Genomic DNA, 25,864 nt, shown 5'->3' with positions numbered 1-25,864 from the left:
TAGGTAGGGAGCCCAGTGACCGAACAACCGACAACCACCCCGTCCGCCCTGAAACGGGCCGCACGCGAATTCGGCGAGCTCACAGCCGTGGCGGACGGCGACGTCCGTCTGACCTTCACACAACTGCACGACCGTGTCCGCGATTTCGCCGCCGCACTCAGCTCACAGGACGTGCGGCCCGGCGATCACGTCGCGGTGTGGTCGCCCAACACGTATCACTGGGTGGTCGCGGCGCTCGGCATCCACTACGCCGGTGCGACTCTCGTCCCGATCAACACCCGGTACACGGCCACGGAGGCCCTCGACATTCTCGAGCGCACCAAGACCACCGCACTGGTGGTCGCGGGCAACTTCCTCGGCACCGACCGGTACGCGTCGCTGCGCGACGAGTCGAGCACCTTCGACCTGCCGACCGTCGTCCGGGTTCCGGTCGACGGCGGCGACGCCGAGTTGCCCGGCGTCTTCGACTTCGACGACTTCCTCGCCCTCGCCGACGAGGACACGCGTGCCGAGGCCGATGCCCGCGCGGCCGCCGTCTCCCCCGACGACGTCTCCGACGTCATGTTCACGTCGGGCACGACGGGCCGCAGCAAGGGCGTGATGAGTGCGCACCGGCAGTCGGTGGGCATCGCGCAGGCGTGGGGTGAGTGCGCCGAGGTGACCTCCGACGACAACTACCTGATCATCAACCCGTTCTTCCACACCTTCGGATACAAGGCGGGGTTCCTGGTGTGCCTGCTGAACGGGGCGACGGTGGTACCGATGGCGGTGTTCGACGTGCCGAAGGTGATGGCGACCGTGCACGACGAGCAGATCACCGTGCTGCCCGGCGCCCCCACGATCTTCCAGTCGATCCTCGACCACCCCGACCGGCCGAAGTACGACCTGTCCAGCCTGCGGGTCGCGATCACGGGCGCGGCCGCGGTGCCGGTCGCCCTGGTGGAACGGATGCAGTCGGAGCTGAGCTTCGACGCCGTCCTCACCGCCTACGGCCAGACGGAGGCGGTGGTGGTCACGATGTGCCGGACCGACGACGACCCGGTGACCGTCTCGACCACGTCGGGTCGCGCCATCCCCGGGATGGAGGTCCGGATCGGCGACCAGGGCGAGATCCTGGTGCGCGGCGAGAACGTGATGCTCGGTTACCTCGACGACCCCGAATCGACTGCCAAGACCATCGATGCGGACGGCTGGCTGCATACCGGCGACGTCGGCACCCTGGACGACCGCGGTTACGTCGACATCACCGACCGCCTCAAGGACATGTACATCTCCGGCGGTTTCAACGTGTATCCCGCTGAGGTGGAGAACGCCCTTGCCCGACTCGACGGCGTCGCGGAGTCTGCCGTCATCGGTGTTCCCGACGAGCGGATGGGCGAGGTCGGGCGGGCCTACGTGGTCGCCAAGCCGGGCGTCACGCTCGCCGAGGACGACGTGGTCGCGTTCTGCAAGGAGCGACTCGCCAACTTCAAGGTGCCCCGATCGGTGCGCTTCGTCGACTCCCTCCCCCGGAACCCCTCCGGGAAGGTCATGAAAAACGTTCTGCGTGAGGAGAAGAAATGACGGTTCCGGACGAGGGTGACGTCGTCACCTACGAGGTGCGTGACGGTGTCGCATTCGTGACGCTCAACCGCCCCGACTACCGCAACGCCCAGAACTCGGTGATGACGTACGCCCTCGACGCCGCGTTCGAGCGGGCCGTCGAGGACGACGACGTGAAGGTGATCGTCCTCGCCGGCAACGGGAAGCACTTCAGCGCCGGGCACGACATCGGGACCCCGGGCCGGGACCATCACGTGCACTACGACAACAAGGCCGTCATGTGGTGGGACCACGTCGACAAGCCGGGTGGCGACCAGCGGTTCGCGCGCGAGATGGAGGTCTATCTCGGGATGTGCCGTCGCTGGCGCGAGATCCCGAAGCCGACCATCGCGATGATCCAGGGCGCCTGCATCGCCGGCGGGCTGATGCTGGCGTGGGTGTGCGACCTCATCGTGGCGTCGGACGACGCGTTCTTCTCCGACCCGGTCGTACGTATGGGCATTCCGGGGGTCGAGTACTTCGCGCATCCGTGGATGCTCGGACCGCGGTTCGCGAAGGAAATCCTCTTCACCGGCGACCGGTTCACCGCGCAGCGCGCGTACGAGGTGGGCATGGTCAACCGCGTCGTGCCCCGCGAGGACCTGGAGCAGGAGACGCTCGCGATCGCCGGGCGCATCGCCGCCATGCCCCGGTTCGGGCTCGCGCTCACCAAGAAGGCCGTCAACCAGTGCGAGGACCAGATGGGCATGCGGAACGGCATGGACTCCGTCTTCGGCCTCCACCACTTCGCGCACGCGCACAACGCCGAGATCGACACCGATCCGCTCGGCGGCATGGATGCCAAGTCGATGGCGGCCAGTGCACGCAACTCGAACGAAGGGGCGAAGTAAGTGGATCTCGAGTTCGGCGCCGCCACCGTCGCCTTCCGCGAGGAGGTGCGAACCTTCCTGCGCGACAACGTTCCCGCCGAGCCGCTGCCGTCGATGGACACCGCCGAGGGTTTCGAGGCGCACCGCGAGTGGGAACGCACACTCGCCGACGCCCGGCTGTCGGTGGTGTCGTGGCCGGAGGAGCGGGGTGGACGGGACGCGTCGCTGCTGGAATGGGTGGTGTTCGAGGAGGAGTACTACCGTTCGGGTGCGCCCGGACGCGTCAGCCAGAACGGCATCTTCCTGCTCGCCCCGACGCTGTTCGAGCACGCGAACGCCGAGCAGTTGGCCCGCATCATGCCGCGGATGGCCCGCGCCGACGACATCTGGGCGCAGGCCTGGTCGGAGCCGGAGTCGGGTAGCGACCTCGCGTCGCTCCGTTCCACCGCGCGGCGCGTCGACGGTGGCTGGGTGCTGAACGGGCAGAAGACGTGGAGTTCGCGGGCGAGCTTCGCGGACTGGGGCTTCGGACTGTTCCGGTCCGACCCGGATGCCCAGCGGCACAAGGGCATCACATACTTCATGTTCGACCTGCGCTCGAAGGGCGTGACCGTGCGCCCGATCGATCAGCTGGACGGCGAACCCGGTTTCGCGGAGATCTTCCTCGAGGACGTCTTCGTCCCGGACGACCCCGCGAACCCCGGCGAGTCCGGGGTGATCGGCGGCGTGAACCAGGGCTGGCGTGTGGCGATGAGCACCGCGTCCAACGAACGCGGACTGTCGCTGCGCAGCCCGGGCCGTTTCCTCGCGACCGTCGATCGGCTGGTGGAGCTGTTCCGGAACAGCGGACGCACCGACGACACGGACCTGCGAAACCAGGTCGCCGACGCCTGGATCGGCGCCCGCGCGTACCAGCTGAACACGTTCGGCACCGTCACCCGACTGGCCGACGGCGGGCAACTGGGCGCCGAATCGTCGATCAACAAGGTGTTCTGGTCGGAGTGGGACATCGCCACGCACGAGACCGCACTCGAATTGCAGGGCGCCTCGGCGGAGCTCGCGGACAACTGGATGGACGGCTACCTGTTCTCCCTGTCCGGGCCGATCTACGCCGGCACCAACGAGATTCAGAAGAACGTGATCGCCGAGCGGCTGCTCGGCCTACCGAAGGCGGATCGATGAGATTCACACTCGACTCCTCCCATCAGGACTTCGCTTCCAGCATCGACGCGTTGCTGTCGAAGGCGGACATGCCGGCGGTGATCCGGTCGTGGAACACAGGCGACACGGGTCCGGGCCTGAAGGTGTGGCAGCGCCTCGCCGAGACCGGCGTCAACGGACTGCTCGTCGCGGACGAGCACGACGGGCTGGGCGCCGACGCCGTCGACCTCGTCGTGGCCGTCGAGCAACTCGGACGCCATGCCGTTCCCGGTCCGGTGGCCGAAACCGTGGCCGTCGCGCCCGCCCTGCTCGCGCAGGTGGGCCCGGACCGGTTGGCGGCGTTGGCTTCCGGTTCACTCGCCACGGTCGCGGCCGCGCCGCACGTGCCGTTCGCCGTCGATGCCGACTCGGCCGACCTCGTCCTGCTCGTCGACGGCGCCACCGTGAGCCTCGGACAGGCCGGGGCGGTGCAGAACTCGGTGGATCAGTCGCGACGGCTGTATCCACTGACCGCCGGGGACGCATTCGGCGACGCCGACTTCGCGCCCGCATTCGATCTCGGCGCCCTGGCCACCGCCGCCCAACTGCAGGGACTCGGGCAGACCCTGCTGGACGTGACCACCGACTATGCCAAGCAGCGCAAGCAGTTCGGCAAGGTGATCGGACAGTTCCAGGCCATCAAACATCACCTGGCCGAGGTCGCGGTCGGGCTGGAGATGTCGCGGCCGCTGCTGCACGGTGCAGCACTGTCCGTGCGGGACGGGTCCGTCGACAGTTCCCGGGACGTCTCCGCGGCGAAGGTCGCGTGCGGGGATGCCGCGTACCGGGCGGCGCGGGTGGCGCTGCAGGTGCACGGCGCCATCGGCTACACCCAGGAGCACGACCTGTCGCTTTGGCTCACCAAGGTCCGGGCGCTGGTCACCGCCTGGGGCACGCCGGCGTACCACCGCGGCCGCGTCGTCGACTCGCTCGTGGAGGCGTCATGAGTTTCGACAACGAGGAGCGGGCCGCGCTCCGGTCGTCGGTCCGGGATCTGCTGGGTAAGCATTCCGACTCGGCCGCCGTCCGCCGGGCGATCACCACCGAGCACTGCTACGACGACACCCTGTGGTCGAAGCTGTGCGAGCAGATCGGCGTCGCCGCGCTGGCCGTGCCGGAGAAATACGACGGCGTGGGGGCGTCGCTGCTGGAAGTGCATGTGGTGCAGGAAGAACTGGGCCGCACGCTGACGCCGTCGCCGATGCTGGGCAGCGCCGTGCTGGCCGCGCAGGCGCTGGTGCTGTCGGGGGACGACGACGCGTGCGCCCGACTGCTGCCCGGCATCGCGGCCGGAACTGTCGCCGCGCTGTGCTGGGCAGGTGCGGACGGCTGGTCCGGATTCGGGGTCACCGCATCGGGCGAGACGCTGTCGGGGACGGCGTCGTACGTGCTCGGCGGTGACGTCGCGGATGTGCTCCTGGTTCCCACGTCCGCCGGATTGTTCGAGGTCGACCCGGCGGCGGACGGCGTCACGCGTCGCCGCGTCCCGGCGATGGACCCGACGCGTCCGCTGTCGGAGGTCGTGTTCGACGGAGTCGCGGCGCGCAGGCTCGTCTCCCCCACCGACCTCGTCGACCAGTTGCGCACGGTCGCACTGGTCGCGTTGTCGGCGGAACAGGTGGGTGCGGCGTCCGCGGCGCTGGAGCAGACGGTCGAGTACGCGAAGTCGCGCAAGCAGTTCGGCCGGGCGATCGGGTCGTTCCAGGCACTCAAGCACCGCATGGCCGACATGTACGCCCTCGTCGAGACGGCCAGGTCCATGTCGTACGCCGCGGCGCTGTCGGGGACGCACGAGGACGCCGTCATCGCGAAGGTGTACTGCTCGGAGGCACTGCAGCACGTCGCGGCCGAGGCCGTCCAGCTGCACGGCGGCATCGCGATCACGTGGGAACACGACGCGCAGCTGCACTTCAAACGTGCGCACGGGAGCGCACAGCTGTTCGGGCAGCCGCGGGAGTACCTGCCGCAACTGGCCACCGCCACCGGACTGTAGGCGGCTCCGCCGCCCGTGCGTGGTTAAAGAGTCTCCGTGCTCGTTAACCACTCACGGGCGGCGGAGCCGCTCCAAGTAGCTGGCGACCCCGTCTTCGTCGTTGCTGGGCAGGATGTGGTCGGCGAGGGCGAGGACTTCCGGCAGCGCGTTGGACGGGCAGAGAGCCGTGCCCGCCCACGTCAGCATCGGGACGTCGTTGATGGCGTCCCCGGCGACGGCGACCTCCTCCGTCGAGATCCCGTCGACCGCGCAGAGCTCGGCGAGCGCGCTCGCCTTGGACACGCCGGACGCCGCCATTTCGACGTACGGTGCCCCGGAGTGCGTCAGTTCGACGCCGTCGACGCCGGCCGCCACCGCCGCCCGGTACAGCTCCGCGCTGGGAACCTCGGGGTGCCGGGCGACGATCTTCACCATCGGCTCGTCGATGTCGGGCAGCAGTTCCGACAGCGCCATCTCGTGCGGGTGCCGGTGGTGGTCGGCGAACTCGCACAACGCCGCGTACGCCGGTTCGGCGACGAAGCGCGTCGGACCGATGTTCGCGAACACGACACCGGGCATCAGGGTCCGCACCCGGTCCATGGCCGCTGCGGCCGACGCCATCGCGATGGTCGTCGTCGCCGTGATCACCGGGGTTCCGTCGGCCAGGTCGAGTACCACCGCGCCGTTCGCGCAGATCGCCTTGCCGCGGAATCCGCACGACTGCGCCAGCTCGTGGACCGAGTGCCGGGCGCGGGCCGTTGCCCACACCACCTCCACCCCCGACAGTCGCGCGTCCTCCATTGCCTGCGCGGTGCGAGGGGAGATCGTGCGGTCCGACCGCAGCAGGGTGCCGTCGAGGTCCGTCGCCAACAGCCGAATTTGCGTCACCTCCGCATGATGCCAGGGCGCATGTACCCCTCACGACCCCACCACAGTCGATAGCCTGGACAGCATGAGTCCTCGAGTACCCAGCATCGTGCTGAATTCCGGAACCATCATCCCGCAGCTCGGCTTGGGCGTCTGGCAGGCGGACAACGACGAGACCGAACACGCCGTGGGGTTCGCCCTGGACGAGGCGGGCTACCGGCACATCGACACCGCCGCCGCATACGGCAACGAGGAAGGGGTCGGCCGCGGCATCGCGAACTCGGGAGTCGCCCGCGAAGACATCTTTCTCACCACCAAGTTGTGGAACGCCGATCAGGGCTACGAGCCGGCGTTGAAGGCGTTCGACGCCAGCCTCGGACGTCTCGGCGTCGATTATGTCGACCTTTACCTGATCCATTGGCCGCTGCAGGACGACGACCGCATCCTCCGCACGTGGGATGCGCTGGAGAAGATCGCCGAGTCGGGTCGCGCGAAGGCGATCGGTGTGTGCAATTTCGAACCGCGTCACCTGCAGTTGCTGATCGACCGGGGCGGCGTCGTTCCGGCGGTCGACCAGGTGGAGTTGCATCCGCATCTGGCGCAGCAGGAGATCCGGACGTTCGCCGTCGAGCACGGTATCGCCGTCGAATCGTGGAGCCCGCTCGGCGGCACCAGCAACTCGGGGTGGGGCGACGACTCGAAGCCGAACACGCTGCTCACCGACCCGATCATCACCCGCATCGGCGACCGGCACAGCAAGAGCCCGGCCCAGGTGCTGATCCGCTGGCACCTGCAGAGTGGGCTGATCGTCATCCCCAAGTCGGTGCACGAGTCGCGGATCCGCGAGAACATCGACGTGTTCGATTTCGAGCTCAGCGAGCAGGACCTCAGCGAGATCGAGACGATGGACGACGGCGTCCGCGTCGGAGCCCACCCGGACGAGTTGAACATCGACGCACCGGAGTAGGCGGCTTCGCCGCCCGTGAGTGGTTAACGAGTCCAGAGACTCGTCAACTGCGCACGGGCGCGGAGCGCCTAGAGCTTCACCGGCATCTCCTCGAGCCCGGACACGAAGTTGGCGGGACGACGCCGCAGTGGGCCGTCGTCGACGAGCACCATGTCCGGCAGCCGCGACAGCAGTTGCTCGAACATGATCTTCGCTTCGAGCCGGGCGAATTGGTTCCCCAGGCAGAAGTGGGTGCCGAAACCGAATGCGACGTGCGGGTTCGGCGACCGTTCGATGTCGAACACCTCGGGACTGTCGAACACGGCGTCGTCGAAGTTGGCGGATTCGAAGAGCAGCATCATCTTCTCGCCCTGGCGCAGGTCGGTTCCGAAGAATTCGACGTCGCGGGTGACGGTGCGGCACATGTTCTTGATCGGCGAAGACCAGCGCAGCATCTCCTCGACCGCCGCCGGGATCCCGTCGGGGTCGTTCACGAGCCGCTGATGCTGGTCGGGGTGACGCATCAGTTGTTCCATGCCGCCGCTGAGGACGTGCCGGGTGGTCTCGTCGCCGCCGATCAGGATCAGCAGGGTTTCGCCGACGATGTCCGGGTCGCTGAGCCGGTGCCCGTCGATCTCGCTGTGCACGAGGATGCTGGTGAGGTCGTCCGTCGGATTCTGCCGCCGCTCCTCGATGGTCCGGAGCGTGAATTCGTTGAATGCCAGGTACGCGTTGGCCTGGGCCTGGAGTTCTTCCGGGGTGGCGTTGCTGCCGAGTGCGTTCATCAGGTCGTCGGACCATTGCAGGAACGTGTCGCGTTCCTCGGGCCGCATGCCGAGCATGTCGCCGACGACGGCCATGGGGAGCGGCGCGGCCAGGTCGCGCACGAAGTCCACTTCGTCCTTGTCGCACGCGGCGTCGATGAGGTGATCGCAGATCTCCCGGATCCGGCCGATCTTCGCTTCCACCTGTTTGCGGGTGAATCCGGCGTTGACGAGGCGACGGTGTTGCAGGTGCTGTGGATCGTCCATGTCGATCATCTGCGGCAACGGGCCCAGCCCGGGCCGGATGCCGCCCGCGTTCGAGAACAACTCCGGGTCGCGTTCGGCCGCCAGGACGGCCTCGTACGACGCGGCGCCGAGAATCCCGTCCGCCCGATACACGGGTTCGTGGGCGCGCATCCATGCGTAGGCCTGCCGAGGGTCGCCGAGTTCGCCCGAGTAGAACCGTCCGTCGATCAGATCGAAATCCGGCCTGTTCGTCATCGAGGCACTCCTCCGCATTGAATCCCGCCGATCGTGCCCCGATAATAGAACGTGTTCCTATTATGACGCAGTGGTATAGCGGCAAGTTTCACAGATCCTCGGCTCGATAATTGACACGAGTTCTATTACCTGGAGGTGTACGTGGTTACCAACGACGGCAGCAGCGGGCTCGCGAAGACGTCCGTACTCGTCACCGGTGGCGGCAGTGGCATCGGACTGGGTGTCGCCACCGCCCTCGCGGCCGACGGCGTCCACGTCACGATCTGCGGTCGCAACGAGGAGAAACTGGCACGCGCAGCGGAGCAGATCACCACCGGCGATCCCGCGGGGACGGTCGACACGGTCACCGCCGACGTCACGAACGAGGACGACGTCATCCGCGCTGTCGCAACAGCGGCCGAGCGCACCGGGCAGCTCCACGGCGTCGTCACCTGCGCAGGCGGGAACGAAACGGTGGGACCCGTGACCCAACTCGACGTGGACGCGTGGCGGCGGACCGTGGACCTGAACGTCACCGGCACCATGCTGACGATCAAGCATTCCGCGCGGGCGCTCGTCGCCGGAGGCGGCGGTTCCATCGTCACCATCTCCTCGATCGCGAGCAGCAACACGCACCGCTGGTTCGGCGCATACGGTCCGTCCAAGGCGGGTGTCGACAACCTGACGCAACTCGCCGCCGACGAACTCGGGGCCAGCAACGTCCGCGTCAACTGCATCCGCCCCGGACTGACCCGCACCGACCTCGTCGCGCTCATCACCGACGGCGGGCCCGTCCTGGACGACTACCTGGCCAACACCCCGATCGCACGGGTCGGCGAGGTCACCGACATCGCCGCGCTCGCCAAGTTCCTCCTCGGCCCCGACTCCACCTGGATCACGGGGCAGATCATCAACGTCGACGGCGGCCAGATGTTGCGTCGTGGACCCGACTTCACGTCGATGTTCGAGCCCATGTTCGGCGCCGACGGTCTGCGCGGGGTGGTCGGGCCGTGACGTCGCACCAGGTTCTCGGCAAGCAGGTCGACATGCCCGTGGAGATCCGGGCCGCGTCCGCGTTCATGGCGATGTATTCGGTGCCGACCCGCGCCGCCCAGTCGCTGATCGACTACACCGGCCTCGAGATCCTGCAGTTCCGGCCGGGACGCGGCATCTGCGTCCTCGTGTTCGTCGACTACGTGGACGGCGACCTCGGCCCGTACAACGAATTCGGGGTGGCGTTCCTCGTCCGCGACCACCGGGCCGACAGCACCTCGGTCCCCCGGGACCTGAAGGCGCTGGCCCGGGGCCGGGCGGGTGCGCTGATTCATCACCTGCCCGTCGACGGCGACTTCACTCTGGCCGCCGGCCGCGGCATCTGGGGCTTCCCGAAGGTCCTGGCCGATTTCGACGTCGACCACACCGGTTCCGTCAGGCGCGGTTCGGTGAGCCGGGACGGCCGGCTGATCGCACAGTTGAGTGTCAAGCCGGGTATTGCGGTGCCGGGTTCGGGGGCAGGCACGTCGCTCGCCGCCTATTCGCACCTCGACGGGCTCACCCGATTCACCACCTGGGACATGCACCCGACCGGGATCCGCTCCCGGCCCGGAGGGGCGGAGCTCAAACTGGGCAGCCACCCGATCGCGGACGAACTACGGTCGCTGGGACTTCCGAAACGGGCACTCGTCACGTCCTCGATCCCCGAATTGAAGATGACGTTCGGGGACGCGCAGCCCGTCTGACCGCACATGAGTGGGGGGGTTGCGCCGATGACCGAACTGGGGTCCAATACCGGCTACGGTTCTGGACGCTTGACCAATTCGTGGCACCCCTGGGGGGACGGCCGCCGAAAGGACGATCGGTAGTGCAGATCAGACGACGCAGCGTGCTCGCGGGGGCGGCCCTGACTCCGACGTTCGCCACGCTCGGTTCCGGGACGGCACCCGCAAATCCCGACCCCGACTCCGAATTCCTCATCGGGGTCGGCATTTCCGACGCCACCGGGCCGGTCGCCGACGTCGGGATGATGGGGTACTCCAGCTTCGAGCAGCGCGCCGAGGGACTGCATCAGCGGACCCGTGCGCGGGCGTTCGTGTTCGCCGAGCCCGGTCGGCAGCGCGTGGTCTACGTGTGCGTCGACGTGTGCATGATCTTTCAGTCCGTGCACGACGCCGTGCTGGCCCGGCTCGCGGAACTCCACGGCGGCCTGTACACGGAGCGGAACGTTATGCTCACGGCGGTGCACTCCCACGCGGCGTGCGGCGGGGCGTCCCACGACTACGCCTACAACCTCGCCGTGCTCGGCCACAATCGTCAAGTGTTCGACGCCGAGGTCTGCGGCATCGTCGAGGCGATCACCGCAGCGCACGATTCCCTCGCTCCAGGTTCGGTGTCGTACGGGCGCAGCGAACTCACCGATGCCAGTGTCAACCGTTCGCGGATCGCCTTCGGCCGCAACCCCTCCGAGGACCGGGATTACTACCCCCTGGGCATCGACACGTCGATGCGGGTCCTGCGAATCACGCAGGGCGGCAGAGACGTCGGGGCGATCAACTGGTTCCCCACCCACGGCGCTTCGCTCACCAACACGAACCATCTGATATCCGGCGACAACAAGGGTGCGGCCGCCTACTTCTGGGAGCACGACCACGAGGGTGTCCGCTACCTCGACGACGACAAGCCTCGTTTCGTCGCCGCGTTCCCGCAGACGAACACCGGCGACATGTCCCCCAACCTCGACCTCCGGCCCGGCCACGGACCCACCGACGACGAATTCGAGAACACCCGCATCATCGGGCGACGGCAGGTCGCGGCCGCACGCACGGCGTGGGAATCGGCGTCAGACATTCTCACCGGCGGTGTGGACAGCCGAATCATGTACCTCGACATGGCGAATCAGGAGGTCGGCGGCGAATTCACCCCCGACGGCCGCACCTATCGCACGTCCCCCGCGTGTGTCGGGGCCGCCATGAGCGCGGGCAGCACCGAGGACGGTCCGGCCATCCCGATCTTCCCGGAAGGCACCACCAACCCGCTCGTCGACGCGCTCGGCGGGATGGACGCTCCGATCCCGCAGTGGCTGCAGGACGCGCAGGCCCCGAAACTCGTGCTCGTGGCCGTCGGTCTGCTGCCACCCGACGGGTGGGTTCCGCACGTGCTGAAGATTCAGATCATCCGCATCGGCGGCGTGTACGTGGTGGGCGGCCCGGCGGAATTCACGATCGTGTCCGGGCTGCGGATCCGCCGCACCGTCGCCGACAGACTCGGTGTGCCGCTGGAGAACGTGATCTTCCAGGGCTACGCCAACTCGTACGCGAGTTACTGCACCACCCCGCAGGAGTACGACGCGCAGCAGTACGAGGGCGGCTCGACCCTCTTCGGCCGCTACACGCTGCCCGCGTACCAGCAGGGATTCGCGGCGCTCGCGGACGCGATGCGCACCGGCCGCGACGTTCCCCGCGGCCCAGCGCCCCGCGACCTGTCGCAGTTCCAGCCGTACGCCGGTCCGGGCGTCGACCACGACGAACCACCGGCAGGGCGCGTCTTCGGCGACGTACTGACCGAGCCCGCCGCGAAAGTGTCGGCGGGCGAACAGGTCACGGTCGAGTTCGTCACCGGCCACCCCCGGAACGACCCGCGCCGGCGTGGCACGTTCCTCGAGATCCAGCGCCGGGGCGGCGACGGCTGGGTGCGTCACGCCGACGACGGCGACTGGTCGACCAAGTACCGCTGGACGCGCACCGGGTCGAACCGGTCGGTCGCGCAGATCACGTGGGACGTCCCCGCCGGAACTCCCGCCGGGCGCTACCGTGTGCAGCACTTCGGCAACAGCCGCGACGCGGCAGGCGCGATCACCTCGTTCACCGGGACGTCGAACGAATTCGAGGTCGGATAGCCGTCCACGTGCCCCCGATCACACGCGGTGACGCGGTGTCTGTCCCACCACATCGGCGTTGCACCCCAACGCATTTCACGATCATCCGTCACACCACCGACCGTGGGATGAAACTACCCGGCAATACTTCCGGACGACAGTGGGCGCATGAACGATGCCGAGAGAGAACCCGGAGTTCATGTCAACGCGTGTGAGGTGTGCGGCCGGCTTCCGCACCCCCGTCGCGTCCGCCTGGCGCTCGCGAAACTGTGCGCCGTCTTTCCCGTCGAACTATTGCTCCATGCCCTGGTCATTCACTTCCACGTCTCCTATCTGATGACCGTCACGGTCCTGACCGTCAGCACCACGGTGCTGGTGATCTGGGTGGTGGAGCCGTCGGCGATGAGACTGCTCGGCGGCTGGCTGCACGGTCCGCCCGACGGCAAGCACGGCCCTCTCCCGACGGGGCAGTCGCTCTGGCGCATCCGTGTCCGGGTGAGCGACCAACCGGGACAGCTCGAATCGCTGGCCCACAATCTCGCGAAGCTGGAGGCGAACATCCTGACGGTGCACGTCCATCACCTGGACGGCGGTTCGCTCGACGAGTTGATCGTCGGCGCGTGCCGCGAGACGTCGCCGGAGGCGCTCGCGCATGCCGTCCGGGCCGGAGGCGGACGCAGTGTGGGAATCTGGCCGGCGTCGGCGCTCGCGCTGATCGACGGCCAGACCAAGGCACTGACGTTGGCGGCGCGGGTGGCGGCCGATCCGTCCGAACTGCCCCTGTCGATCGCGGAGCTTCTCGGCGCCCAGTACGTCGATTCGCGGGTGAGCGACCATCCGCCCACGGGGGCGTCCGTCGAGATCCCGTCGGGTGAGGGTGAGCCGCTCGTCTTCGTGCGGCCGGCGGACGAGCCGTTCACTCCGGCCGAGATCGCCCGCGCCCGTCGCCTGAGCGAGCTGGCGCAGCGAACCCGCGAGACCGCGAACTCGGGGGGACTCGCCGGGCCTGCCACGTGATCTTGCGGACATCCCGGACGACGGCCACGGTGCGAGAGACACTACGACGGTGATGTTCGCCCGCACTTCGACTGTCCTGACGATCGGCGTCGCCACGCTGGGCCTCCTGGCCACCACCGCCGGTGCGGCGCCGACGTATGCCGTGACCGCCACCGTTCCCGTCGGGCAGACGCCGATGCAGGTGGCGGTCGCACCAGGCGGCGCCGTCACGTACGCCACGAACTCCGGGGCCAACAGCGTCTCCGTCATCGACACCGCCACGAACGCCGTCACCGCCACCGTCCCGGTGGGCGGCGGACCCACCGGAATCGCCGTCACCCCGAACGGTGCGAGGGCGTTCGTCGTGAACACCGCCGACCGGAGCGTGTCCGTGATCGACACCGCCACCAACACCGTGGCGGCCACGATTGCGGTCGGCGAATTCGCCTTGGCGGTCGCGGTATCCGCAGACGGGGCCCACGCCTACGTCACCAACGGCGTCGAGAGTACCGTCTCCGTGATCGACACCGCCACGAATACGGTGACCGCCACGGTTCCGGTCGGCGCCTTCCCCATCCAGCTCGCGGCCAACGGCACGCACGTGTACGTCACCAACTCCTCCGACAACACGGTGACGGTGATCGACACGGCGACGACGACCGTCGTCGACACGATTCCCGTCGCCTCCCACCCCAGTGCCGTGACGGCCACGAACGACCGGGCCTACGTGCGGAGCGGCGCGGAGATGTCGGTGATCGACGCGGCCACCAACACGGTGACCGCCACATTCGGTGTCGACGGGACGATGGGCGGTGCCGCGGTGACCGCGGACGGACACACCCTGTACGTCGTCGACTCCGAGGGTGGGGCCGTCACCGTGTTCGATCCGGGCACCAACACCGAGGTGACGTCGCTCGCCGTCGGCGGCAGCGCCGGTGGCGTCGCGGTCTCCGCCGACGGCGCGAGGGCCTACGCCACCAGTCAGAACGAGAACACGATCGCCACCATCTCGCGCGCACCGGGCGACGCGACGCTGCCGCGCTGACGTCAGACCGACACCACCGCCGGATCCTCCTCCACCGACTGACCTTTCGGCCGACGGTCGAGTGCGGTGGCGAGGACGAGAACGGCGAGCGCACCCACGGTCAGTGCGGCACCCATCCAGATCGGGGACGTGAAGCCGAGTCCCGCGGCGATGGTGATGCCGCCGAGCCAGGCCCCGAGTGCGTTGCCCACGTTGAACGCGGCGATGTTCGCGCCGGACGCCATGGTCGGCGCCTGCGCCGCGTAGTTCATGATCCGCATCTGCAGTCCGGGGACGGTCGCGAAACCGAAGGCGCCCATGAAGAACAGGGCCACGATAGTCATCGGCTTGCTCCCCGCGGTGAGGGCGAACACGACGAGCACGACGGTGAGCACGGCGAGGATCGTGATCAGCGTGCGGGTGAGTGCCTTGTCGGCGGCACGTCCACCGAGGACGTTGCCGACGAACAGACCGCCGCCGAAGAGCACGAGGAGCCAGGGGACACTGGTCGAGGCGAATCCGCCGACCTCGGTGAGGGTGAACGCGATGTACGTGAACGCGCCGAACATACCGCCGAATCCGAGGATGGTGACGGCGATCGAGAACCACACCTGCGGAGATCGGAAGGCCCGCAGTTCGCTACGCAGACCGGCGGATTCCGGTGCGTCCGCCGGACGGGACACGGACGGCACCAGCGTTGCGATGCCGATCAGCGCCACGACACCGATGACGGTGATGGCCCAGAACGTGGAGCGCCAGCCGAACTGCTGACCGAGGAACGTGCCGAACGGGACACCGAGAACGTTGGCGATGGTCAGACCCGCGAACATCGTCGCGATCGCGCCTGCCCGCTTGCTTGCGGGCACGAGGTCGGCGGCGAGGACCGAGCCGATGCCGAAGAACGCGCCGTGGCACAGGGCCGCGAGGACGCGTCCGCCCATCATGACGTCGTACGTCGGGGCCAGTGCCGACAGCAGGTTGCCGCCGATGAACAGCACCATCAGCGCCTGGAGCACACGTTTGCGGTCGAAGTGGGTGACGGCTGCGGTGATGACGATCGCTCCGATGGCGACGGAGAGGGCGTAGCCGGAAATGAGGTAGCCGGCCACCGACTCGCTCACCTGGAAATCGGCCGACACCTCCGGCAGCAATCCCATGATGACGAATTCGGTGAGACCGATCCCGAAGCCGCCCATTGCGAGGGCGAGCAGACCCAGTGGCATCGCAGCCACTCCTTTCGTACAGACTGGGAGATAAGAGCGCTAGCTCGAATACCGCGTCTGCATTAGTTGCAGGCGCGGTATAAATAGTTGCACACGCCTTCTATGTGCGCAAGCTGGTATTCTGATCTGGCAGTCGTATCCACAGGAGGTGGGCCATGGCAGTCGCTGACGACGCCGTCGAGATCCGGTCGCAGGGATGGCGCACGCTCGCGGCCCTGCACGGGCTACTCGAGGCGGAGCTCGAACGCGCCCTGCAGCGTGGGCACGATCTCTCGGTGGTCGAGTACACGGTGCTCGACGCCCTCAGCCGCCAGGACGGCTGGCACATGCGCATGGCGCAACTCGCCCGCGCGGCGGCGTTGAGCAGCAGCGCTACGACCAGGCTCGTGAACCGTCTGGAGAACCGCGGACTGCTCACCCGCATTCTGTGCGACGACGACCGCCGCGGCATCTACACCGAGCTCACACCGGCCGGCCGGGCCGCACTGGACGAGGCTCGTCCCACTCACGACGCCACGCTGGAGGCGGCGCTCGATCGGGCCGCCGACATTCCCGAGCTCGCCCATCTCGCCCGAGCCCTGCACGAAGTCCCCGCATAGGTGAGTGGCACAGCGTGCCGGAGCACGCTGTGCCACTCACGTCAGGACAGCGGCGTGAAGTCGCGTGACGCGATGTACTCGGGCCGCGGACGCGCCGCGGCGAACGGCTCGACGAGGGTGTTCTCGACACTGTTGAACACGAGGAACAGATTGGACCGGGGGTAGGGCGTGATGTTGTTCCCCGACCCGTGCATGACGTTCGAGTCGAACCACAGCGCGGTGCCTGCGGCACCGGTGAACTGGTCGATCCCGAACTCCCCCGCCATCCGGGTCACGTCTTCACGACGCGGAACCCCGACCTCCTGGGCGACGAGAGACGACGTGTAGTTCTCGTCGGGGGTGGCGCCGACGCACTGGACGAATCGCTTGTGCGAACCGGGCATCACCATCAGCGACCCGTTGAACGGGTAGTTCTCGGTGAGCGTGATCGAGCAGCTGACGGCCCGCGGGACGGGGAGACCGTCCTCGGCGTGCCAGGTCTCGAAGTCCGAGTGCCAGTAGAAGCCGGTGCCCTTGAACCCGGGCATCGAGTTGATCCGGCTCTGGTGGATGTAGACGTCGGAGCCGAGGAGTTGCCGTGCGCGGTCGAGAATTCTGCCGTCGCGGATCAGCTCGGCGACCACGTCGCTGCGCCGGTGCACGTCGAAGACGGAACGGACCTCGTCGGTGCCGCGTTCGCAGATGACGCGCCCGCTGTCACGCATCGCGGGGTCCCGGGACAGCCGGTCGAGTTCCTCCCGGCACGACTTCACTTCGCCGGCGTTCAGGATGTTGTCGATGATGGTGAAGCCGCGTGACTCGTGTCCGGCGAGGGCCGACGAATCGAACGGCCCGTCGGCGGGTGTGCCCCACACGGCGGGTTCGGCCCGTTGGAGCATCGACGGCTCGGCGGCGATCCGAGTGGGGTAGCGATCGTGGTGGTTGGTGTATCCCTGAACCTCAGCTACCTGAGTCATTGTCCCTCCTCGGCACTTACCTCTACTTCTCTGTCGCTACGACGACAGAGTCTTCTGGTCGGCGCGGAGCCGCTGGACGGCGTCGTCCAGGTGTTCGGCGAGCAGTTTCTGCACCTCTCCAGCTGTACCCGTCCGGATCGCCTCGCGCAGGGTGGCATGTTCCTGCGCCTGCTCGCGGATGTCGTCGTAGGTGGTCTGCAACGCACCCAGGCACATCCGGGTCTCGATCAGCAGCGTCCTCGCCGCGCGAATGAGCCGCGGGCTCTCCGAACTCTCCACCAGGATCTGATGGAACTGCTGGTCGGCGTCCGAGACGGCGGCGGCGTCGCCGCGTTCGGCCGCGGCCTGCATCACGAGCACGGCGGGTTCGAGCGCCAGGTAGGTGGATTCCCGGCGGCCGTCGTCGAGAATCATCTCGAGCGCCCCGCGCTCGATGACAGAGCGGCTGCGGTACACGTCGACGACGTCGTCGAGGGTCAGCTCCGTCACGAAGATCCCGCGATGACGGATGCTGTGCAGTATGCCCTCGGACACCAGTCTCTGCATGGCTTCGCGCAGCGGCCCGCGCGAGACCTGGAAATGCGCGGCCAGTTCCGCCTCGCCCAGCTGCGCACCCGGTTCGAGTGCACCCTTCATGATGGCGACCCGCAGGCGGTCCGCGATGAATTCGGCAGTCGATTGACGACTGACGGGTTCCAGGTCAGTCAGAGCCATGACTGTGGCCTTTCTCGAACAAGGTTCCTAACGACGGGTGCACCGCCGTGTGGCCCGCAAGACGCAGGCCTTCCCAGATGGTCACCTGGTTTGCCGTGAGGACCGGCTTGCCGAGGCGCTGCTCGAGAGTACTCAGCGCACCCAGCGTCCTCATGGCCGTGTCAGGGATGAGCAGGGCTTCGGCGTCCGGGTGGTCGTTCTCCACCGCGAGTTCCACCACGGATTCCGGACTGAGGAGACCGACCTCGGCCGCGGTGTCGATTCCCGCACTCGACATCGACAGCACCTCGATACCGGCGGCGGCGAGGAACTCGACGAACAGTTTCGCGACGTCCTCCGGGTAGCTGGCGGCCACCGCGACGCGGGTGATCCCCAGCGCGTGCAGGGCGTGGACGAACGCGAAACTGGTGCTGGACGTGGGTACACCGGTGGCCGCGGCGAGCGTCTCGGCCTGCTGCTTCGCCCCGTCGGGACCGTAGACGAAGCTGCCCGAGGTGCAGGCCCACACGACGGCGTCCGGCTTCTCCTCGGCGAGGAGTGCGGCCCCGCCTGCGAGCTTCTCAGGGCTCCCGAGGTCGAGTAGTTCGGGCACGGCGTGCAGGTCGGTGCCGTAGATGTGCACGACCGGCAGATCCACTCCGAGCATCTCCGCGGCGAAGGGGTAGTCGTCCTCGGCGGCGTGATCGGGGTAGATGAATCCCACAGTGGGGGTCGGCGTGCTCGTCATACGTTCTCCTCTTTCCGTGTCGTGAGGGGTGATGTCAGAAGACGTTGCGGAGCCACTTGCCGGGGCCCGTCATGGGGAGTTTCATCCGGCCGAGACAGGCCCAGATCGTGAGCTGGTTGGCGGTGAGGACCGGTTTCCCGAGCTCCTGCTCGAGCGGGGCGATGACGTCGTACGTCGGCAGATTCGTGCAGCTCACGAAGATCGCCTCCGACCTGGGGTCGTCCGCGGCGATGATCCGCTCGGCGATCGTGCGGTAGTTGACCTTCCAGATGCCACCGCCGAGCCCGAGATGATCGGAGCGCACCACCTCGGTGCCCGCCTCGTGGAGGAACGCGTGCAGTCGTTCGGTCAGCGGGGCGTCGTACGGCGTGATCACCGACAGCCTGCTCAGCTCGAGGTGTTCGATCGCCTCGACCAGCGCACCGGACGTGGTGATCGCGTGCTGGGCGCCGGCCTCGCAGATCGCGTCGCACAGGGTTCGCTCGTATTCGAGGCCCTTGATGAAACTTCCCGACGTGCACAGGTAGGCCACGACCTCGGGTTCGACGTGCAGGACGTCGCGCGTCGCCGCCATGAGGTGTCTTCGCTCGGACACGAGTTCGGCCATCTCCAGGCTGACGGGCACGGGTTCGTACGGCGTGCGCGCCAGATGCAGGCTCACCTCGAGGGGAGCCCATCGCCACAGTTCTCGTTCGAGCGCCAGGTCGAACGGGGCGATGATGCCGATTCCCCGTTGCGCGATAGGCCCCTCGAATTCGGGAATGTTCAGTTCCAACACCAGGCCTCACCTTCGTTTCGGCCACGCCCGAGCATTATCAGATTGTTGACAATCATACGAGTTACTCATACGGTGTCAACGTGAGTCGGAACCCGATCGTCGCGGTGCTACATGCCCACGTCCTGCCGAGCGACGAACTCATGGCACCCGTCGCGTCCCGTGCCGAAGTTCGCTACACCGGCAAGGCGGGGCTGAGCGACGCCCTCGACGGCGCAGACGTGCTGTTCCTCTACGACTTCCTCACCGACGCGGTGCCGGGAGCCTGGCACGCCGCCGGCTCGCTGCAGTGGCTGCACATCGCCGCGGCAGGCGTCGATCCCGTGATGTTCCCCGAGGCCCGCGACAGCGACGTCACGATCACCAACTCACGGGGCGTGTTCGACGGGGCGATCGCCGAGTACGTGCTCGCCCAGATCCTCTCGTTCGCGAAGGATCTGCCGGGCTCGCTGCGCCTGCAGCAGTCCCACACGTGGCAGCACCGCGAATCCGAACGGATCGCGGGCCGCACCGCCCTGATCGTCGGCACCGGTCCCATCGGCCGCGCGATCGCACGGCTTCTCCGCGCGGCGGGTATGAAGGTCAGCGGGTCGGGCCGCACCGCACGCAACGCCGACCCCGACTTCGGGACGGTCACCGCAACGGAAGATCTCCCGGAGCAGCTCGCCGCCGCCGACTACGTGATCGCGGTGGCACCGCTCACCGACCAGACCCGCCACCTGTTCCGCGACTCGACGTTCGCCGCGATGAAGCCGGGAGCCCGGTTCGTGAACGTCGGACGCGGTGAGCTCGTCCGCACCGACGACCTCGTCGCAGCGCTCCGGGCGGGGACGATCGCGGGCGCCGCGCTCGACGTGTTCGACACGGAACCGCTCCCCGCCGGCCATCCACTCTGGGACATGCCGAACGTCTCGATCACGCCCCACAATTCGGGCGACTTCGCCGGCTGGCGAGATGACCTCGTAACCGTGTTCACCGACAATTTCGAACGCTGGGTTGCGGGGTACCCGCTCGAGAACGTAGTTGACAAGCACCTCGGGTACGTACCGAGCCGATGAAGACAGGGCCCGAACGTCCAGGCTGAAGGAGTTCTCATGAATCCCACCGACATGACCGCCGTCGAACTGGTCACGGCCTTCTCGTCCGGAGAACTTTCGCCGGTGGAAGCGACGCAAGCGATGCTCGACGCCATCACCGAGCGTGACCGCACCATCAATTCCTACTGCCTCGTCGACGAGGAGCGAGCCCTCGCGCAGGCCCGGAAATCCGAGGAGCGCTGGACCACCGGCTACTCCAAGGGGCTGCTCGACGGCGTGCCGATCTCGATCAAGGACATCTTCCTCACCGACGGCTGGCCGACGCTGCGGGGATCACAGGCCGTCGACGAGGACCAGCCGTGGGACGTCGACAGTCCCGTGGCCGCCCGGCTTCGCGAGGACGGCATGGTGTTCCTCGGCAAGACCACGACCCCCGAGATCGCCTGGAAGGCCGTGACCGACAGCGCCCTGTGCGGGATCACCCGCAACCCGGCCGACCCGACCAAGACGGCCGGCGGATCCTCGGGCGGCAGTGCCGCGGCAGTCGCGGCCGGTCTCGGTCCCTGCTCCGTCGGCACCGACGGCGGCGGCAGCGTGCGCATCCCCGCCTCGTTCTGCGGCGTCGTCGGTTTCAAACCCACCCACGGTCGGATCCCCCTGTTCCCGGCGAGCCCGTTCGGGCCGCTGGCGCACGCCGGCCCCCTCACCCGCACGGTCGAGGATGCGGCACTGCTGATGGACATCCTGTCGCTGCCCGACCCGCGCGACCCGACGTCGCTCGCGCCGTTCGCGACCACCTTCCGCGGCGAGATCGGCCGCGACGTGGTCGGACTCGGAGTCGCGTACTCCCCCACGCTCGGCTACGTGACCGTCGATCCGGAGGTCCGGGCGATCGTCGACCGAGCGGTGCAGGCCCTCGACGCGGCCGGTCTGCCGGTCACCGCCGCCGACCCCGGCTTCAGCGATCCGATCGAGGCCTTCGAGTTGCTGTGGGCGGCCGGCGCCGCGGCCATGCTGAAGAACTTCCCGGAGGGTGCGCGCGACAAGGTCGACCCGGGGCTCGGCAAGGTCTGGGAACGGGGCGAGAAGTTCAGCGCGGTCGACTATCTCGACGCTCGCGCGGTCGCCGCGGACATCGGCATCAGGATGGGCAAATTCCATCTGACGCACAACGTCCTGCTCACGCCCACGGTCCCGATTCCGGCCTTCGAGGCCGGTTACGACGTGCCGCCGGGCAGCGATCTCACGAGCTGGCCGCAGTGGACTCCGTTCACCTACCCGTTCAACCTGACGCAGCAGCCGGCGATCAGCATCCCCGTCGGCCGCACCGCAGCGGGTCTGCCGGTGGGTCTGCAGATCATCGGCCCCCGGCACTCGGACGATCTGGTGCTCGCGGTCGCGCGATACGCGGAGCACGTCCTCGGCTAGGTCGGCCGAAAAGCACACGGTTCGCTCGGCATCCGAGGATGATCAGCAGTAGGCCCGGTGCCGTGCGAATATCTGCTCTGCTGCCGGGTGACAGTTGCCTGACAGGGATTTTCGGGGTCGGGGAGAGCCCGGGAGAGTAGATGACAGCGACGCCGGTGTCCGGGGCCCTGCCGCATTCGCCGCAGGGCCCGGATCCGCTCGCCCCGGGCACGCTCGTCGCCACCCGATACCGGCTCCTGGGCCGGTTCGCCGGACCCGACTGGGTGCAGTGGTGGCACGCGCACGACACCGAACTGTGCCGGGACGTCGCGCTCAGCCTCGTCGACTCGGCGCACGTCCGCGCCACCGACACACGTCCGGATCCGGTGGCGCGCTTCTGCCGGAACACCACCGGAACCAGCTTCAGCCACGAGGGCCGGATCGCACAGGTCTACGACATCGCGGCGGTCGGCGACCGGATCGCCGTGGTCGCAGAATGGACGCCGGGGTGGCGTGTCGCGGATGTCGCGCACACGGTCCCACGGCCGTTGGATGCCGCTCGCACCGTGCGGCACCTGGCCGCCGCGACCGCAGACGCACACCATTTCGGTGCCCGCATCTCACTCGATCATCCCAACCGGGTGCGGATCTCCCACGACGGACTCGCGGTCCTCGCCTTCCCCGCCACACTTGCCGACGGCAGCGCAGCCGACGACGTCGCGGGGCTCGGTGCGCTGCTGTACGCCCTGCTGCTCGGCACGTGGCCGTTGTCCTCGTCCGGCGCGACCCGCGCAGCCGGGCTGCCCCCGGCCGGCAGGCGTGGTGACGGTTCGGTCGTCCCGCCGCATCGTGTGCGGCCCGCGATTCCACGACGTCTGTCCGACGTGGCCATGAACGCGCTTGCCCGGCGACCCGGGATGGCCACCGCGCAGGCGATCGTCGACGCCCTCGACCGCATCTTGGCGGACGCGCGGGCCCGCTCGGCATCCGCATTCGCCACGACTACGAAGAGAGCCCGCCCGGCACCCACCAACCTGTCACCCCGGCCGAACGCGCCGCTTCCCGCGTTGAGCGGTGCACTCGCCCTGATCGTCGCGCTCGGCGCCGCCGGGTGGGCGGCGGGCGCCACATTCAGCTCGTCGGACGCTCCCCCGGCCGCCGTCGCAGACAGCATGCTCAGCCAGATCGCGCCGGTTCCGGACCCCCGTCAGGCGCCGCTCACCCCGTCGTCCGCGGCCGCCTACTCCCCTCTGCGCTTCCCCGACAACGGTGCCACTGCCTCCCTCGCCGTCGACGCGAACCCCGCGACATCCTGGGCGACCGACCGTTACCCACAGCAACTTTCGGCGGCGAAGCAAGGAATGGGTCTGATCGTGTCGTTTCCCGGGCCCGTCGATCTGCGGACCGTCTGGATCGACTCCCCGACACCGGGCACCACGGTCGAGATCCGGACCGCGCCCGTCGCGTGGGCGAGCATCGATCGCACCCAGCTGATCGGCAGCGCCACCCTCGGTGACGGGGTCACCCAGATCGTGGCCCGGACGCCCGCACCCACCGACCGGGTCCTGATCTGGATCTCGGGACTGTCCGGCGGCGAGTCCGGGTTCCAGTCGCGCCTGTCGGAGATCGGCTTCCTGGGTAGCGGCGCATGAGCCCCAACATTTTCGGACCCACCCAGCCGAACACGGGTAGCACCGCGCGCGACCATCTCGCCAACGAGCGGACCTACCTCGCCTGGCATCGCACCGGCATCAGCGTCGCCGCGCTCGGTGTGGCGGTCGCCAAGTTCGCACCGAATCGCGGCGGTCATGCCGTGGCAGCCGGACTGATCCTGATCGGCGCGGGACTACTGGTGTCCGCGTACGGCACCATCCGCTATCGGGTCATCAGCAGGCAGATCGAATCCGGGGAATTCGCACCGGCGACGTTCACCGCCGTGGTCACCTCCAGCATCGTCACAGTGCTCGCGCTCCTCGCCGTGGTGGTCCTACTCTGACCCGGGCAGGGCCGTGACGCAGCGGAATCCGATGTGGCTCATCCCGGTGTCGACCATCTGCGGCCGCCGTGCCGCGGGCCGATACCGCCGACAGTAACTGTCCGCACACAGGAACGACCCACCCTTGATCACCCGCCGGGGCACCCGGAATTGGGGCTGTCGGGCGTCGAAGCTCTCCGACATGCCGGGCCCACGCGGATTGCGTGGTGCGCAGCACGACTCCGCTGTGTCGGCGTGCCGATCCGAGTACCAGTCGGCGGTCCATTCCCACACGTTTCCCGCCATGTCGAACAGACCGTAGTCGTTGGGCGGATAGCTACCGACGGCGGTCGTGGTGCCGTACCCGGGGTCCGGGCGCCACGGGAACTCCCCGTGCCAGTAGTTCGCCAGCGGAGGGGATTCGCTCTCGGCGGCGTCGCCCCAGGTGAATTCGGTGTGGTCGAGTCCGCCGCGCGCCGCGGCCTCCCATTGCGCCTCGGTGGGGAGGGACCGCCCGGCCCACTCCGCGTACGCTGCCGCATCCTCGTGGGCGACGTGGACGACGGGATGCGTTTCGCGGCCGGTGATCGTCGAACCCGGTCCCGTGGGGTGCCGCCACGACGCACCGACGGTCCAGGTCCACCACTGACTGAGGTGACGCAGATCGACCGGGCCCCGAGTGGGGGTGAACACCATCGATCCGGGTTGCAGATTCTCGGCGGGAGCACCGGGGAATTCGGCGGGGTCCAGCGGCCGCTCGGCGACCGTCACGTACCCGGTGTCGCCGACGAACCGGGCGAATTGCGCGGTGGTGACCTGGTGGGTCTCGATGGCGAAGGCGTCGACCGCGACCCGATGCGCCGGACCTTCTTCCGGATAGTGCCGATCCGAACCCATCGTGAAGGTCTGAGCGGGGATGTGCCGGACTTCGGAGACGGTCTGGGTATCCACACGCCTGCCCTTCTGCCTGATCAGGTGACGGCCGGCGAGAAGACGCTCGTCCAATCGTTCTTCATGCTTACCACGGTCCAGTTCTTTTCTCGTGCGTGTTCGAGGGCCTGTTCCGCGCCCGCGACATAGTCGAATTCGCGATCGGCGTCGTCGTGCAGGATCAGCACCCGAAGCGACGGGCGGTCGGGTAGCCCGGAGAACGCGAGCATCGGCAGGTCGCCGTTGGAGTTGCCGACCGACAGGATCGGCCGTCGCCCGATCCTGCTCCAGATTCGAACCGGTTTCTCCGGCCCGTCGTCGAAGAAGTCCATCGCGGCCTTGTAGAGCAGGTCGCTCGTGTCCGCCCCTTCACGGTACGAGAGGCCGAGGGCACTGCCGATGACGCGTTCCGGCGGAATCCCGTACAGCCGCCCGGCGACCGGGCGCATGAAGTCCCGATCACCACCGGACGCGATGTAGATCGTGAATCCGTTCGCCTCGAGATAGCGCAGCAACTCGACCATCGGCGCGTATCCGCAGCCTGCGTACGGGCGGCCGAGCGTCGGGTGATCCGCGTCGTCGAAGAAGGCCCGCACCCTTGCGTCGTAATTCTCGACGGTGATCGAATCGAATGCTTCGGTGACTGCGCCCATCAACAGTTTCAGGTCGCCGTCGTCGCCCTGATAGTGCTTGACCATCGCCGCGCCGAGCCACTGAAGGTCGTGCTCGTGGGCGGCCTTCCACGGTTGCGTCTGCTGGAGGTCGGGATCCTTCGCGGCCATCTCGGCGAAGCGCCGGATGGTGAAGTCGAGCTGGATGGGCATCGGCTTCTCGCACCAGAGTGTGCCGTCGTTGTCGAACACGGCCACCCGGTCGGCGGGCTCGACGAAGTCCGGTCCGCCCGCCGACGTCACCCGTGCGACGAAGTCCTCGATCGCGGACCGCGTCGATCCGTCCGACCAGGAACCACCGAGCCCGGCGCCCACGTCG

25 protein-coding genes are annotated in these 25,864 nt (G+C 68.1%); 16 read left to right on the top strand and 9 right to left on the bottom strand.

The annotated features are described in order from the left end of the window. Nucleotides 1–15: 15 nt before the first annotated feature. The 5 genes from fadD3 to RHA1_RS22390 are packed head-to-tail and all read left to right on the top strand — an operon-like array spanning nucleotide 16 to nucleotide 5,604. On the top strand, nucleotides 16–1,563 hold the full coding sequence (fadD3, locus tag RHA1_RS22410; RefSeq protein WP_011596962.1) for a 3-[(3aS,4S,7aS)-7a-methyl-1,5-dioxo-octahydro-1H-inden-4-yl]propanoyl:CoA ligase: 1,548 nt from the start codon (nucleotides 16–18) through the stop codon (nucleotides 1,561–1,563). Then, a complete protein-coding gene (locus tag RHA1_RS22405; RefSeq protein WP_005254492.1) occupies nucleotides 1,560–2,432 on the top strand; it encodes an enoyl-CoA hydratase in 873 nt (290 codons plus the stop codon). Before fadD3 ends, RHA1_RS22405 begins: the two co-directional genes overlap by 4 nt. Beyond that, nucleotides 2,433–3,593, top strand: coding sequence for an acyl-CoA dehydrogenase family protein (locus tag RHA1_RS22400; protein ID WP_011596961.1), 1,161 nt, complete (start codon nucleotides 2,433–2,435; stop codon nucleotides 3,591–3,593). Further along, a complete protein-coding gene (locus RHA1_RS22395) occupies nucleotides 3,590–4,558 on the top strand; it encodes an acyl-CoA dehydrogenase family protein (protein ID WP_011596960.1) in 969 nt (322 codons plus the stop codon). The genes RHA1_RS22400 and RHA1_RS22395 overlap by 4 nt, the downstream gene beginning before the upstream one ends. Beyond that, a complete protein-coding gene (locus tag RHA1_RS22390) occupies nucleotides 4,555–5,604 on the top strand; it encodes an acyl-CoA dehydrogenase family protein (RefSeq protein WP_011596959.1) in 1,050 nt (349 codons plus the stop codon). The genes RHA1_RS22395 and RHA1_RS22390 overlap by 4 nt, the downstream gene beginning before the upstream one ends. Before the next feature lie 51 nt (nucleotides 5,605–5,655). Here the strand turns inward: RHA1_RS22390 and RHA1_RS22385 are convergent, their stop codons facing one another. Further along, the gene (locus RHA1_RS22385; RefSeq protein WP_011596958.1) at nucleotides 5,656–6,471 is read right to left on the bottom strand and encodes an HAD family hydrolase; all 816 of its coding nucleotides are present in this window, start codon (nucleotides 6,469–6,471) and stop codon (nucleotides 5,656–5,658) included. 64 nt (nucleotides 6,472–6,535) lie between these two features. On the opposite strand from RHA1_RS22385, the gene RHA1_RS22380 reads away from it, so the two are divergent. Next, nucleotides 6,536–7,417 (top strand): aldo/keto reductase, encoded by an 882-nt coding sequence (locus tag RHA1_RS22380; RefSeq protein WP_011596957.1) that lies wholly within the window; start codon nucleotides 6,536–6,538, stop codon nucleotides 7,415–7,417. A 68-nt stretch (nucleotides 7,418–7,485) separates the two neighbouring features. On the opposite strand, the gene RHA1_RS22375 is transcribed toward RHA1_RS22380, so the two are convergent. Then, entirely contained in the window at nucleotides 7,486–8,661 is a 1,176-nt protein-coding gene (locus tag RHA1_RS22375) for a cytochrome P450 (protein ID WP_050787358.1), read from the bottom strand. 141 nt (nucleotides 8,662–8,802) lie between these two features. Between RHA1_RS22375 and RHA1_RS22370 the strand changes: the two genes are divergently transcribed. From RHA1_RS22370 to RHA1_RS22350, 5 genes are all read left to right on the top strand, one after another. Beyond that, nucleotides 8,803–9,654: an SDR family oxidoreductase gene (locus RHA1_RS22370; protein WP_050787511.1), complete on the top strand. Its 852-nt coding sequence runs from the start codon at nucleotides 8,803–8,805 to the stop codon at nucleotides 9,652–9,654. After that, entirely contained in the window at nucleotides 9,651–10,379 is a 729-nt protein-coding gene (locus RHA1_RS22365) for an acetoacetate decarboxylase family protein (RefSeq protein ID WP_011596954.1), read from the top strand. The genes RHA1_RS22370 and RHA1_RS22365 overlap by 4 nt, the downstream gene beginning before the upstream one ends. 122 nt (nucleotides 10,380–10,501) lie before the next feature. Next, on the top strand, nucleotides 10,502–12,532 hold the full coding sequence (locus tag RHA1_RS22360; protein ID WP_011596953.1) for a neutral/alkaline ceramidase: 2,031 nt from the start codon (nucleotides 10,502–10,504) through the stop codon (nucleotides 12,530–12,532). Nucleotides 12,533–12,679: 147 nt separating this feature from the next. Then, nucleotides 12,680–13,528, top strand: coding sequence for an ACT domain-containing protein (locus RHA1_RS22355; protein ID WP_011596952.1), 849 nt, complete (start codon nucleotides 12,680–12,682; stop codon nucleotides 13,526–13,528). Between the two features lie 52 nt (nucleotides 13,529–13,580). Further along, nucleotides 13,581–14,552, top strand: coding sequence for a YVTN family beta-propeller repeat protein (locus RHA1_RS22350; RefSeq protein ID WP_011596951.1), 972 nt, complete (start codon nucleotides 13,581–13,583; stop codon nucleotides 14,550–14,552). A gap of 2 nt (nucleotides 14,553–14,554) precedes the next feature. Here the strand turns inward: RHA1_RS22350 and RHA1_RS22345 are convergent, their stop codons facing one another. After that, nucleotides 14,555–15,754: an MFS transporter gene (locus tag RHA1_RS22345; protein WP_011596950.1), complete on the bottom strand. Its 1,200-nt coding sequence runs from the start codon at nucleotides 15,752–15,754 to the stop codon at nucleotides 14,555–14,557. A gap of 155 nt (nucleotides 15,755–15,909) precedes the next feature. Here RHA1_RS22345 and RHA1_RS22340 point away from each other — a divergent pair, with 155 nt between their 5' ends. Beyond that, nucleotides 15,910–16,353 carry a MarR family winged helix-turn-helix transcriptional regulator gene (locus RHA1_RS22340; protein ID WP_009477657.1) on the top strand — a complete coding sequence of 148 codons (444 nt, stop codon included), beginning with the start codon at nucleotides 15,910–15,912 and terminating at the stop codon, nucleotides 16,351–16,353. Nucleotides 16,354–16,394: 41 nt separating this feature from the next. Here RHA1_RS22340 and thpD read toward each other — a convergent pair whose 3' ends face one another. The 4 genes from thpD to RHA1_RS22320 are packed head-to-tail and all read right to left on the bottom strand — an operon-like array spanning nucleotide 16,395 to nucleotide 19,525. Continuing rightward, entirely contained in the window at nucleotides 16,395–17,309 is a 915-nt protein-coding gene (thpD, locus tag RHA1_RS22335; protein WP_011596949.1) for an ectoine hydroxylase, read from the bottom strand. Nucleotides 17,310–17,345: 36 nt separating this feature from the next. Beyond that, nucleotides 17,346–18,023: a GntR family transcriptional regulator gene (locus RHA1_RS22330; protein WP_011596948.1), complete on the bottom strand. Its 678-nt coding sequence runs from the start codon at nucleotides 18,021–18,023 to the stop codon at nucleotides 17,346–17,348. After that, on the bottom strand, nucleotides 18,010–18,750 hold the full coding sequence (locus tag RHA1_RS22325) for a maleate cis-trans isomerase family protein (protein WP_011596947.1): 741 nt from the start codon (nucleotides 18,748–18,750) through the stop codon (nucleotides 18,010–18,012). The genes RHA1_RS22330 and RHA1_RS22325 overlap by 14 nt, the downstream gene beginning before the upstream one ends. Before the next feature lie 34 nt (nucleotides 18,751–18,784). Next, entirely contained in the window at nucleotides 18,785–19,525 is a 741-nt protein-coding gene (locus RHA1_RS22320; protein WP_037197713.1) for a maleate cis-trans isomerase family protein, read from the bottom strand. 83 nt (nucleotides 19,526–19,608) lie between these two features. On the opposite strand from RHA1_RS22320, the gene RHA1_RS22315 reads away from it, so the two are divergent. The 4 genes from RHA1_RS22315 to RHA1_RS22300 all read left to right on the top strand — a co-directional run bounded on the left by RHA1_RS22315 (nucleotide 19,609) and on the right by RHA1_RS22300 (nucleotide 23,965). Beyond that, nucleotides 19,609–20,583: a D-2-hydroxyacid dehydrogenase gene (locus RHA1_RS22315; RefSeq protein WP_009477653.1), complete on the top strand. Its 975-nt coding sequence runs from the start codon at nucleotides 19,609–19,611 to the stop codon at nucleotides 20,581–20,583. Nucleotides 20,584–20,619: 36 nt separating this feature from the next. After that, complete coding sequence (locus tag RHA1_RS22310; protein ID WP_009477652.1) at nucleotides 20,620–21,990, top strand: amidase; 1,371 nt, start codon at nucleotides 20,620–20,622, stop codon at nucleotides 21,988–21,990. A gap of 140 nt (nucleotides 21,991–22,130) precedes the next feature. Then, the gene (locus tag RHA1_RS22305; RefSeq protein WP_011596946.1) at nucleotides 22,131–23,621 is read left to right on the top strand and encodes a protein kinase family protein; all 1,491 of its coding nucleotides are present in this window, start codon (nucleotides 22,131–22,133) and stop codon (nucleotides 23,619–23,621) included. After that, nucleotides 23,618–23,965 carry a YidH family protein gene (locus RHA1_RS22300; protein ID WP_009477650.1) on the top strand — a complete coding sequence of 116 codons (348 nt, stop codon included), beginning with the start codon at nucleotides 23,618–23,620 and terminating at the stop codon, nucleotides 23,963–23,965. Before RHA1_RS22305 ends, RHA1_RS22300 begins: the two co-directional genes overlap by 4 nt. On the opposite strand, the gene RHA1_RS22295 is transcribed toward RHA1_RS22300, so the two are convergent. Beyond that, nucleotides 23,957–24,841, bottom strand: coding sequence for a formylglycine-generating enzyme family protein (locus RHA1_RS22295; RefSeq protein ID WP_237724168.1), 885 nt, complete (start codon nucleotides 24,839–24,841; stop codon nucleotides 23,957–23,959). The genes RHA1_RS22300 and RHA1_RS22295 overlap by 9 nt on opposite strands. Nucleotides 24,842–24,915: 74 nt before the next feature. Then, complete coding sequence (locus RHA1_RS22290) at nucleotides 24,916–25,860, bottom strand: HAD family hydrolase (RefSeq protein WP_011596944.1); 945 nt, start codon at nucleotides 25,858–25,860, stop codon at nucleotides 24,916–24,918. Nucleotides 25,861–25,864: the final 4 nt, after the last annotated feature.

Origin of the sequence: Rhodococcus jostii RHA1 (assembly GCF_000014565.1) — a bacterium.
Taxonomy (GTDB): Bacteria; Actinomycetota; Actinomycetes; order Mycobacteriales; family Mycobacteriaceae; genus Rhodococcus_F; species Rhodococcus_F jostii_A.
This window is presented reverse-complemented; position numbering and strand designations above follow the sequence as displayed.